General features: G+C 58.7%; 11 protein-coding genes. 9 read left to right on the forward strand and 2 right to left on the reverse strand.

Going from position 1 to position 11,568, the window contains the following annotated elements; genetic code table 11:
• Positions 1–18: 18 nt before the first annotated feature.
• Entirely contained in the window at positions 19–1,443 is a 1,425-nt protein-coding gene (locus QF043_RS06295) for a PLP-dependent aminotransferase family protein (protein WP_056861688.1), read from the forward strand.
• Positions 1,444–1,621: 178 nt separating this feature from the next.
• On the opposite strand, the gene QF043_RS06300 is transcribed toward QF043_RS06295, so the two are convergent.
• Entirely contained in the window at positions 1,622–2,440 is an 819-nt protein-coding gene (locus QF043_RS06300; RefSeq protein ID WP_003193298.1) for a pyruvate, water dikinase regulatory protein, read from the reverse strand.
• A gap of 178 nt (positions 2,441–2,618) precedes the next feature.
• On the opposite strand from QF043_RS06300, the gene ppsA reads away from it, so the two are divergent.
• The 8 genes from ppsA to QF043_RS06340 all read left to right on the forward strand — a co-directional run bounded on the left by ppsA (position 2,619) and on the right by QF043_RS06340 (position 10,759).
• Positions 2,619–4,994, forward strand: coding sequence for a phosphoenolpyruvate synthase (gene ppsA, locus QF043_RS06305; protein WP_307417868.1), 2,376 nt, complete (start codon positions 2,619–2,621; stop codon positions 4,992–4,994).
• 106 nt (positions 4,995–5,100) lie between these two features.
• Complete coding sequence (locus QF043_RS06310; RefSeq protein WP_307417869.1) at positions 5,101–6,090, forward strand: alpha/beta fold hydrolase; 990 nt, start codon at positions 5,101–5,103, stop codon at positions 6,088–6,090.
• A gap of 234 nt (positions 6,091–6,324) precedes the next feature.
• Positions 6,325–6,813 (forward strand): ribonuclease E activity regulator RraA, encoded by a 489-nt coding sequence (gene rraA, locus QF043_RS06315; RefSeq protein ID WP_170875840.1) that lies wholly within the window; start codon positions 6,325–6,327, stop codon positions 6,811–6,813.
• A gap of 25 nt (positions 6,814–6,838) precedes the next feature.
• Positions 6,839–7,834: a zinc transporter ZntB gene (locus QF043_RS06320; RefSeq protein WP_017134759.1), complete on the forward strand. Its 996-nt coding sequence runs from the start codon at positions 6,839–6,841 to the stop codon at positions 7,832–7,834.
• An 86-nt stretch (positions 7,835–7,920) separates the two neighbouring features.
• A complete protein-coding gene (locus QF043_RS06325; RefSeq protein ID WP_005790375.1) occupies positions 7,921–8,166 on the forward strand; it encodes a hypothetical protein in 246 nt (81 codons plus the stop codon).
• A gap of 2 nt (positions 8,167–8,168) precedes the next feature.
• Positions 8,169–8,993, forward strand: a complete 825-nt coding sequence (locus QF043_RS06330) for a mechanosensitive ion channel domain-containing protein (protein ID WP_003193288.1) — start codon at positions 8,169–8,171, stop codon at positions 8,991–8,993.
• Between the two features lie 87 nt (positions 8,994–9,080).
• Positions 9,081–9,671 (forward strand): RNA polymerase sigma factor SigX, encoded by a 591-nt coding sequence (gene sigX / locus QF043_RS06335; RefSeq protein WP_305454902.1) that lies wholly within the window; start codon positions 9,081–9,083, stop codon positions 9,669–9,671.
• 107 nt (positions 9,672–9,778) lie between these two features.
• Positions 9,779–10,759, forward strand: coding sequence for an OmpA family protein (locus QF043_RS06340; protein ID WP_307417870.1), 981 nt, complete (start codon positions 9,779–9,781; stop codon positions 10,757–10,759).
• Positions 10,760–10,819: 60 nt separating this feature from the next.
• Here QF043_RS06340 and cobA read toward each other — a convergent pair whose 3' ends face one another.
• Positions 10,820–11,563 carry a uroporphyrinogen-III C-methyltransferase gene (cobA, locus tag QF043_RS06345; RefSeq protein WP_307417871.1) on the reverse strand — a complete coding sequence of 248 codons (744 nt, stop codon included), beginning with the start codon at positions 11,561–11,563 and terminating at the stop codon, positions 10,820–10,822.
• Between the last annotated feature and the right edge of the window lie 5 nt (positions 11,564–11,568).

Genomic DNA, 11,568 nt, shown 5'->3' on the forward strand with positions numbered 1-11,568 from the left:
ACACTATTAGGGCGAATGATGGCTGTCAAAACAAATATTGACATGGTGTCAATTATGCGTGAGGGGTTGGCCAGCGGTCAGGGCGTGAAGTACAAACGCCTGTCCGATGTGATGGAGCGGGGCATCCTTGAAGGCTTGATTGAACCGGGACGCAAACTGCCGCCCCATCGGGTTCTTTCCGATAATCTCGGCGTGACCATCGGCACCATCAGCCGCGCCTACGGCGAGCTGGAGCGACTGGGGTTAGTGGTGGCGCGTGTCGGTGACGGCACCTTCGTGCGCAAGCGTGGGATGGAGCGTCAGCGTGATGAAGGCTTTCGTAACGTCAGCGAAGAGCCGCGCCAGTACTTCGACATGAGCCGCAACATGCACATTCCAGGGCAAGAAACGGTGTTCCTGGCCCAAAGCTTCCAAACCTTGTCGACCAACGCCAAGTTCCTCCAGGACATCAGCGCCTACACGCCGGACGCCGGTCTGCCGCGCTACCGCGAGGCCGGTGCGCAATGGCTGGTGCAGCGCGATTTTCATCCGATTCCCGAGCAGGTCATCTGCGTCAATGGCGGCCAGCATGGCCTGCTCTGCGCCATGATGGCGTTGCTGCGGGCGGGGGATACGGTGGTCACTGAGCAACTGACTTACCCAGGGCTTATCACCGCCGCACGCATGCTCGGTGTACGGCTGATCGGCCTGGAGATGGACGACGAAGGCGTGCTGCCGGGTGCGCTGGATGAAGTCTGTCGTAATCACCGGGTTTCGGCGTTGTACTGCACCCCGACGATCCAGAACCCGACCACGGCCGTGCTGTCGGTCGCGCGCCGGGAAGCGCTGGCCAAGGTGTGCCGCGAGCATAATCTGCTGATTCTGGAAGACGAAGCCCACGGCGTGTTGGTGGAAGATCGCCCGCCGCCGCTGAGTTTCTTCGCGCCCGAGCGTACGATTTTGATCAGCAGCCTGAGCAAGGCGGTGTCTGCCGGTTTGCGCGTGGGGTATGTGCATGCGCCACCGGCATTGGTCAGCCGGATTTCGGCGGCCTTGCGCTCGACCTGCTGGATGGCCACGCCGGTGACGCTGGAGCTGGCGACACAGTGGATCGAAAACGGCACGGCGGAATACCTGCTGCGCCAGCAAATCAACGAGATCAGCCGGCGCAAGGCCCTGGTGCGTGATCTGCTGGTGGGTCTGGAATACCGCACTCACCTCAACAGCCCACACTTCTGGATTGAAGTGCCGGAGCCCTGGCGTGCGTCGGAAATCGAGGCAGAGCTCAAGCAGAATAATTACCTGATCGCCACCGCAGAGGCGTTTGCCGTAGGGCAGACGGCGGTGCCGCAGTTTATTCGGGCGAGTATCTGTAATACGTCAGGTGACGATCAGTTGCTGCGTGAGGGCTTTGACGCGCTCGCCACCGCGCTGGGGCAGGGCGGTGACAGGTTTCAGCTGTAGGCAGGTTTACCGCGTTATCGTTCATCGCAGGCAAGCCAGCTCCCACATTTGGAATGCACTCCCCTGTGGGAGCTGGCTTGCTGGGGCCAGTTCAGGTCTCCACCAGAATCTCCCCCATTTGGAATGCATTCCCTTGTGGGAGCTGGCTTGCCTGCGATGGCGCCCGTGCAGGCGCCCACTATTTGAAGCGGCGTTCCACACCTTTCTCCACCAGAATCTTCGCCGAAATCTCTTCCACCGAAAAATGCGTGGAATTGATGTGCGCAATATTCTCGCGACGGAACAGATTTTCCACTTCGCGCACTTCGAATTCGCACTGGGCGTAGCTGGAGTAGCGGCTGTTGGGCTTGCGCTCGTTGCGGATGGCGGTGAGGCGGTCCGGGTCGATGGTCAGGCCGAACAGCTTGTGGGAATGCGCACGCAGGGCGGCGGGCAGCGTCAGGTGCTCCATGTCGTCTTCGGTGAGCGGGTAGTTGGCCGCGCGGATACCGAATTGCATGGCCATGTACAGGCAGGTCGGGGTCTTTCCGCAGCGAGACACGCCCACCAGGATCAGGTCGGCCTTGTCATAGTAGTGGGTGCGAGCGCCGTCATCGTTGTCGAGGGCGAAGTTCACCGCCTCGATACGCTCCATATAGTTGGAGTTATGGCCAATGGAATGGGACTTGCCCACGGAATAAGAGGAATGTTCACTCAGCTCCTGTTCCAATGGCGCCAGGAACGTGGAGAAGATGTCGATCATGAAACCATTGGAGGTTGCCAGGATCTCACGAATGTCCTGGTTGACGATGGTGTCGAAAATGATCGGGCGAAAACCGTCTTTTTCGGCCGCCAGATTGATTTGTTGTACCATGGCCCGCGCTTTATCCACGCTGTCTATATACGGCCGCGTGAATTTGGCGAAGGTAATGTTTTCGAACTGCGCGAGCAGGCTCTGGCCCAATGTTTCGGCTGTAATGCCGGTGCCGTCGGAAATAAAGAAAGCAGATCGTTTCATTTGAGCCCTGGGCCTTAAGCTGATGGCGAATCTTGGATATGATAGGCGCGATTTTGCCGTCCCGCAGTGGGCCGCATTCTCACTTATTTTCCAGGTCCAGGCCACAAGCGCTGGCGTTTGCTCCTACTGAGCCGCCGGCGTCCTGAGCTTTTCCAACACAGAAAGTGGAGAGATCACCTTGGTAGAGTACGTAGTTTCCCTCGATAAGCTCGGCGTCCAGGATGTAGAGCATGTGGGGGGCAAGAACGCATCCCTCGGCGAGATGATCAGTAATCTTGCAGGCGCTGGCGTCTCGGTGCCCGGTGGTTTCGCCACCACGGCCCAGGCTTACCGCGACTTCCTCGAGCTGAGCGGCCTCAACGCCCAGATCCACGCCGCGCTGGACGCTCTGGACGTCGATGACGTCAACGCCCTGGCGAAAACCGGCAGCCAGATCCGCCAATGGATCATGGACGCCGAGTTCCCCGAGAAGCTCAACGAAGAAATCCGTACCGCCTTTGCTGCACTGTCGGCCGGCAACCCGGACATGGCGGTTGCCGTGCGCTCCTCGGCCACCGCCGAAGACCTGCCGGACGCCTCCTTTGCCGGCCAGCAGGAAACCTTCCTGAACATCCGCGGCGTTGAAAACGTGATTCGCGCCGCCAAGGAAGTGTTTGCCTCGCTGTTCAATGACCGCGCTATTTCCTACCGCGTACACCAGGGTTTCGACCACAAGCTGGTGGCCCTGTCTGCCGGTGTGCAGCGCATGGTGCGTTCGGAAACCGGCACCGCCGGCGTGATGTTTACCCTGGACACCGAATCCGGTTTCCGTGACGTGGTGTTTATCACCGGCGCCTACGGCCTGGGTGAAACCGTCGTACAAGGCGCGGTCAACCCGGACGAGTTCTACGTCCACAAACACACCCTTGAGGCCGGCCGCCCGGCCATCCTGCGCCGTAACCTGGGCAGCAAAGCCATCAAGATGATCTACGGCGACGAGGCCAAGGCCGGTCGCTCGGTGAAAACCGTTGAAGTCGACAAGGCCGAACGCGCGCGTTTCTGCCTGACCGACGCTGAAGTCAGCGAACTGGCCAAACAAGCGATGATCATCGAAAAGCACTACAAGTGCCCGATGGACATCGAGTGGGCCAAGGACGGTGACGACGGCAAGCTGTACATCGTGCAAGCGCGCCCGGAAACCGTGAAGAGCCGCACTTCGGCCAACGTGATGGAACGCTACCTGTTGAAAGAAACCGGCACCGTGCTGGTGGAAGGCCGCGCCATCGGCCAGCGCATCGGCGCCGGCAAGGTGCGGATCATCAAGGACGTGTCCGAAATGGACAAAGTCCAGCCCGGCGACGTGCTGGTCTCCGACATGACCGACCCGGACTGGGAGCCGGTGATGAAACGCGCCAGCGCCATCGTCACCAACCGTGGCGGGCGTACCTGCCACGCAGCGATCATTGCCCGCGAACTGGGGATCCCGGCAGTTGTGGGTTGCGGCAACGCCACCCAACTGTTGAAAGACGGCCAGGGCGTGACTGTGTCCTGCGCCGAAGGCGATACCGGCTTCATCTTTGAAGGTGAGCTGGGCTTCGACATCAAGCAAAACTCCATCGATGCCATGCCGGACCTGCCGTTCAAGATCATGATGAACGTCGGTAACCCCGACCGCGCCTTCGATTTCGCACAGTTGCCGAACGCTGGTGTGGGCCTGGCCCGTCTCGAGTTCATCATCAACCGCATGATCGGCGTGCACCCCAAGGCCCTGCTGAACTACGACGGCCTGCCGCTGGAGATCAAGGAAAGCGTCGACAAACGCATCGCCGGCTACAACGACCCAGTGGGTTTCTACGTCGAGAAGCTGGTGGAAGGCATCAGCACCCTGGCGGCGGCGTTCTACCCGAAAAAGGTCATCGTGCGCCTGTCGGACTTCAAGTCCAACGAGTACGCCAACCTGATCGGCGGCAAGCTCTACGAGCCCGAAGAAGAAAACCCGATGCTGGGCTTCCGTGGCGCTTCGCGTTACATCAGCGAAGCCTTCCGCGACTGCTTCGAGCTGGAATGCCGTGCCCTCAAGCGCGTGCGCAACGAGATGGGCCTGACCAACGTCGAGATCATGGTGCCGTTTGTACGGACCCTGGGCGAAGCGAGCCAGGTCGTCGACCTGCTGGCTGAAAACGGCCTGACTCGCGGCGAAAACGGCCTGCGCGTGATCATGATGTGCGAACTGCCGTCCAACGCCATCCTGGCCGAAGAATTCCTGGAGTTCTTCGACGGCTTCTCCATCGGCTCCAACGACCTGACCCAGCTGACCCTGGGCCTGGACCGTGACTCGGGGATCATCGCGCACCTGTTTGATGAGCGTAACCCTGCGGTCAAGAAGCTGCTGGCCAACGCCATCCAGGCCTGTAACAAGGCCGGCAAGTACATCGGCATCTGCGGCCAAGGCCCTTCCGACCACCCGGACCTGGCCAAATGGCTGATGGAACAGGGTATCGAAAGCGTTTCCTTGAACCCCGACTCCGTGCTGGAAACCTGGTTCTTCCTGGCGGAAGGCCAAGCGTCCGCCTAAGGTCGTCACGTCAAAAGTGCCGGTCCCCCAGCCTGGGTGACCGGCATTCTTATCTGTACAGGGCGGAACTCCATCCGGACGCCGCCCTTTTTTGTGCAAGAACATTATGCAAAGCAGCAGCAACCTATTTCCCGTCGCCTTGATCAGTGCTGAACGTCGTGGCGACCTGAGTGAAGATGTGTACCGCCTCAAACCCGGTAACAGCCCCGACGGCACCGTCGAGCTGGCTGTGACCCGTTTGGGCCTGGCGGATGTCCCGGAAAACCGGGGCACGCCGGTTATTTTATTGCACGGCAGTTTTTCCAATCGGCGCTTCTGGTATTCGCCCAAAGGTATCGGACTGGGTGCTTACCTGGCGCGTCAGGGATTTGATGTATGGATCCCGGAAATGCGTGGCCATGGCCTGTCCAAGCGCAATCAGGACTACGCCAGAAATCGCGTCGCCGATTACGCGCGTTACGATTTGCCGGCGATCGGCGCATTTGTCCGTGAGCAAAGCGCACAAATCCCGCGCTGGATCGGCCACTCCCTGGGCGGCACCGCCTTGGCAGCGGCCCTGGGCGGTCAGCACCTTGGCGCGCCAGCCGTGGCGTCGGTGGCGCTGTTTGGTTGCCAGGTCAGCCGCACCCACTGGCCGTTGAAGATTCCGCCGCTGGAGTGGACCGGCCGGTTGCTCTTGAAACGTTTTGGTGAAGTATCCGGCGTACGGCTCAAACGCGGCCCCGAGGATGAGCCGGCGGGCGTGATGATCGAAGCGATGCGCTGGAATGGCCTGTTCGGTCGTTTTGGCGATGGCAAGCAGGACTGGTGGAAAGGCCTGGCCGATGTCGACGTGCCGCTGCTGGCGGTCAGCGCTGCCGGCGATCAACAGGACCCGGACTGGGCTTGTCGCAAATTATTTGAACAAGTGGGCTCTGAGCACCGCCAATACCTGTGCCTGGGGCGCAAGCAAGGCTTCAGCGGGGATTTCGGGCACGTCGAGATGCTGGTCAGCAAGGCCGCGCAGGCTGAAGTGTGGCCGTTGGTGGCGCAGTGGTTGAAAGACCCGCTGACACCGTTATTCGCGGCAGAGCCGCAGGTCATCGCAATGGTTTGACGCAGCCGCTCTGCCAGGGGCGTTTCACTCGCGCGAGGTTGCGGCTAAGATATGACGCGGCAAACGTTTCTGGTCATATTCAGTCGTGCAGTCGCTATTGCGTTGCGACGGTGTGAGTCTGATCATGGCCGCGACTGACGAGAGCGCACTTAAAGTTCGACCGTTGTGACGCGTTTTTCTGATGTACACCGTGGGATGTTCGACCTCTTCCTTGATGACAGGAGTTTCCCGATGATCCATTACGTGACGCCCGATCTGTGCGACGCCTACCCGGAGCTGGTGCAGGTAGTTGAGCCGATGTTCAGTAATTTCGGTGGCCGAGACTCCTTTGGCGGTGAAATCGTCACCATCAAGTGCTTCGAAGACAACTCGCTGGTCAAGGAACAAGCCGACCAACCAGGCGCCGGCAAGGTGCTGGTGGTCGACGGCGGGGGCTCCCTGCGTCGCGCGCTGCTGGGCGACATGATCGCCGAGAAAGCTGCAAAAAATGGCTGGGAAGGGCTGGTGATCTACGGTTGCGTGCGTGATGTCGATGTCCTCGCCCAGACTGACCTGGGTGTGCAGGCGTTGGCGCCTCACCCGATGAAGACCGACAAGCGCGGCATTGGCGACCTTAACGTGGTAGTGACGTTTGCCGGCGTGACCTTCCGCCCGGGCGAGTACATCTATGCCGACAATAATGGCGTGATCGTTTCGCCAAGCCCGTTGAAAATGCCTGAATAAACCGCGGTAGCCGAAAGGGGTGAGGATGTTCGAGGAAGAAAACGCGCAATGGGGGCTGGTGCATGCTCTGGTGCTGGACGGTAAAGGCGGTGCGCGTTCGATTGCCCGGACTGAGCTCGACGATTTACAGCTGCAGCCCCAGGAAAGCCTGTGGCTGCATTGGGATCGCAGCCATCCACAGACCCAGACCTGGTTGCGTAAATCCAGCGGTCTGAGCGAATTCGCCTGCGACCTGTTGCTGGAGGAGAACACTCGACCGCGCCTGTTGCCGCTGCCGGACAGCGAATTGCTGCTGTTTCTGCGCGGGGTCAACCTCAATCCGGGCGCCGAACCGGAAGACATGGTCTCGGTGCGTATTTTTGCGGCCGCCAGTCGCGTGATTTCCCTGCGCCTGCGCCCATTGCGGGCTACCGACGAGCTGCTGGTGCAACTGGCGGAGGGCAAAGGGCCAAAAACCGCCTCTGAACTCATCCTTTATATGGCGCAGTACCTGACCAATAAAGTGCAGGATCTGGTCACCGATTTGTCCGAAGTCGTCGATTTAGAGGAAGAAAAACTCGATGCCGACGAACGGTATACCCCAGAGCACGGCAACGTCTTGCAGATCCGCCGACGGGCTGCCGGATTGAAGCGTTTTCTGGCCCCGCAGCGGGATATTTTTGCCCAGCTGACGCGGATCAAATTGCCGTGGTTTTGTGACGACGATGCTGACTACTGGAACGAATTGAACAACAGCCTGACCCGCTACCTGGAAGAGCTCGAACTGACCCGGGAGCGCGTGGGGCTGGTGCTTGAGGCCGAAGACCGGCGCTTGAGCGTGCGCATGAATCGCACGATGTACCGCTTCGGGATTATCACCGGGATCTTCCTGCCGATGAGTTTTCTGACCGGTTTGCTGGGCATAAATGTGGGCGGGATTCCGTTCTCCGCCAGCCCCTATGGATTTGTGATCGCCTGCTTGTTGATGGTCTCGGTAGCGCTCGGACAATGGTGGTTATTTCGACGATTGCGCTGGGTTTGACCTGAATATGACCTGAACACAAACAGGGGCATATGTGACCCCAAGAATTTAACCCTCGTCTTTTAACTCACTTGCGAGAGGTCTTTATGCACGATCCGTTCGAACAGTCTTTGCGTGACATGCTCAATGCTTCGCCATCCAACCGTGATGACGATGCCTGCCTGGGCCGCGTGTTGAAAACCGCCAACCGTCAGGTAGGGGCGGGGGACCTGTTCGGGCTGCTGGGTCGTTGGTTGCCGGCGTTGATGATGGCCCTGAACAATGGTTCGGCCCACGTATCGCCGGTTTCGCGTCGTAAACCTCTTGCTCGCACTGCTGATAAGGCTGATTGAATATGGAACTTGATCTCTGGACCCAGAGCCTGGTCACCGCGATGACCGCATTGTGGACCAAGGTGGCGAATTTCATTCCCAACCTGTTTGGTGCTCTGGTTCTGGTGTTGCTGGGCTTTGTCGTGGCCAAGTTGCTCGATACCCTGCTGTCCAAATTGCTCGCAAAATTGGGGCTGGACCGCTTGATGGCAGGCACGGGCCTGACTAAGCTGCTGGGCCGCGCCGGGTTGCAAGTACCGATCTCCACCCTCATCGGGAAGATCGTTTATTGGTTTGTTCTGCTTATTTTTCTGGTTTCTGCGGCTCAATCCCTTGGACTTGAGCGAGTTTCAGCTACGCTCGACATGCTGGCGCTGTATTTGCCGAAGGTTTTCGGCGGCGCGCTGGTGTTGCTGGTAGGTGTTTTGCTGGCGCAACTGGCCAACGGGCTGGTGCGCGGGGCCGCTGAAGGCGTGGGGTTGGACTATGCTGCGGGCCTGGGGCGAATCGCCCAGGGACTGGTGATCATCATCAGTATTTCCGTCGCGATCAGCCAGTTGGAGGTCAAAACCGACCTTCTAAACCACGTGATTGTGATTGTTTTGATTACCGTTGGTCTGGCCGTTGCACTGGCCATGGGGTTGGGAAGCCGGGAAATTGCCGGTCAGATTCTTGCGGGAATCTATGTGCGTGAGCTGTATCAGGTTGGGCAACAGGTGCGTGTGGGCGAGGTCGAAGGGCAAATCGAGGAGATCGGCACGGTCAAGACGACGGTGCTGACCGATGACGGTGAGCTGGTATCGCTGTCCAATCGGATTCTCCTCGAGCAGCAGGTCAGTAGCCGCTAACCCGGCAAATCCTGCTAATGTACGCCGCCGCAAACCCGGGTGACCGGGCTGTAGCGGACATTGACCTGACTGTCGGCACGACTTGTTTTGAATAAAGCCCAAACGCTGTCCACGCGCTATGACCCCCGTGAGCTCTCTGATGAGGAGTTGGTCGCGCGCTCGCACACGGAGCTGTTTCACATAACACGCGCGTACGAAGAATTGATGCGCAGATATCAACGCACTCTGTTCAACGTTTGTTCAAGGTATTTGGGGAACGATAGAGATGCGGATGATGTCTGTCAGGAAGTGATGCTCAAGGTGCTATACGGCCTGAAGAACTTTGAGGGAAAATCGAAGTTCAAGACATGGCTCTATAGCATCACGTACAACGAGTGCATCACGCAGTATCGTAAGGAACGGCGAAAGCGTCGCTTGATGGACGCTTTGAGTCTGGACCCCCTTGAGGAAGCGTCTGAAGAAAAGGCGCCGGTACCCGAGGAAAAGGCCGGACTTGATCGCTGGTTGGTGCATGTGAATCCGATTGACCGGGAAATTTTGGTGCTACGATTTGTCGCAGAGCTGGAGTTTCAGGAAATTGCTGACATCATGCACATGGGTTTGAGTGCTACAAAAATGCGTTACAAGCGTGCTCTTGATAAATTACGTGAGAAATTTGCGGGCGAGACTGAAACTTAGTGCGTGGCAAATATCTCTTACGTGTAGGCAAGTTCTGTTAGACTTGTCGCCGAGTTGTCCCCCGGTTTGTGGGACTGCTTTACAATCACCAGATGGGGATTTAACGGATGAAACTGAAAAACACCTTGGGCTTTGCCATTGGTTCTCTTATTGCTGCCACTTCTTTCGGCGCTCTGGCACAAGGCCAAGGCGCAGTTGAAGGCCAGCTGTTCTACAAGAAGCAGTTCAACGATAGCGTCAAGCACATCGAAGACGGCTTCAACCCTGGCGCTAGCATCGGTTACTTCTTGACCGACGACGTGTCGATCAACCTGAACTACGACACCACCAACCACACCCGTTCGAACGACGGTACTGGTTCCCAGAAGATCAAAGGTGACACTGGCAGCGTAACTGCTCAGTACCACTTCGGTCAGGCTGGTGTTGATTCCCTGCGTCCATACGTAGAAGGTGGTTTCGGTCACCAGAGCCGTACCAACGTTGAAGCTGATGGCCACAAAGGTCGTGACCAGACCACTCAGGCAATCGCTGGCGCTGGCGTGAAGTACTACTTCACCAACAACCTGTTCGCTCGTGCTGGCGTTGAAGCTGACTACGGCATCGACAACGGCAAGTGGGACTACTCCGCACTGGTTGGCCTGGGTGTGAACTTCGGCGGCAACGCCGGCGCAGTCGCTCCAGCTCCTACTCCAGCACCAGCTCCAGAGCCAACTCCAGAGCCAGAAGCTCCAGTTGCTCAGGTTGTTCGTGTTGAGCTGGACGTTAAGTTCGACTTCGACAAGGCGGTTGTTAAGACTAACAGCTACGGCGACGTGAAAAACCTGGCCGACTTCATGGCTCAGTACCCAGCTACCAACGTAGAAGTTGCTGGTCACACTGACTCCATCGGTCCAGACGCTTACAACCAGAAGCTGTCCCAGCGTCGTGCTGACGCTGTTAAGCAAGTCCTGGTTAAAGACGGCGTTGCTCCTAGCCGCATCACCGCGGTAGGTTACGGCGAATCCCGCCCAGTTGCTGACAACGCAACTGAAGCTGGTCGCGCTGTTAACCGTCGTGTAGAAGCGTCGGTTGAAGCTCAAGCTCAGTAATTACTGAGTGGTAGAAAAAAGCCCGGCTTAGGCCGGGCTTTTTTTTGCCTGAAATTTGCCTCAGGCGCTCGCTGGAACGGCGATGCAGGCGGCTTGCGCTGCGCCAGCAACGCTGCCGATCACCAGGATCGCCGGGCTTTTCAGAGCAAATACCTGTGCATCGGTGTGCATGTGCGCCAGAGTGCTGCGGCACTCGCGTTGCTGAGGCAATGAGGCGTTCTCGATCATCGCCACCGGCATATCCGCTGCCATTGCGCCCTCCAGCAATTGCTGACGAATCTCCTCCAGCTTCGCCACGCCCATATACACCACCAATGTCGTCCCGCCCTCGGCCAAGGCGCGCCAGTTCAGGCGACTGTCATCCTGGGTATGCGCAGTGACCAGCGTCACGCCGCGACTGACCCCGCGCAGCGTCAGGGGAATATCGCAGTTCGTTGCACCCGCCAGGCCCGCGGTAATCCCGTTGACCAATTCCACCTCTATCCCGTGTTCGCGCAACCACATCGCCTCTTCGCCGCCCCGGCCGAAGATACATGGGTCGCCGCCTTTGAGTCGCACCACGCATTTGCCTTGGCGCGCATAGCGCAACATCAGGCGCTGGATAAAATCCTGGGGTGTCGAACGGCAGCCGCCGCGCTTGCCCACGGTGACTACCCGGGCGTCCGGGCAGTGTTCCAGCACCCTAGCGTTGACCAAGTCATCGATCAGCACCACATCGGCCGCGTGCAGGGCGCGTACCGCCTTGAGGGTTAACAGCTCCGGGTCACCGGGGCCTGCGCCTACCAGCCAGACTTTTGCGCTCATGTTTA

This window comes from Pseudomonas sp. W3I7 (assembly GCF_030816095.1).
Taxonomy (GTDB): Bacteria; Pseudomonadota; Gammaproteobacteria; order Pseudomonadales; family Pseudomonadaceae; genus Aquipseudomonas; species Aquipseudomonas salomonii.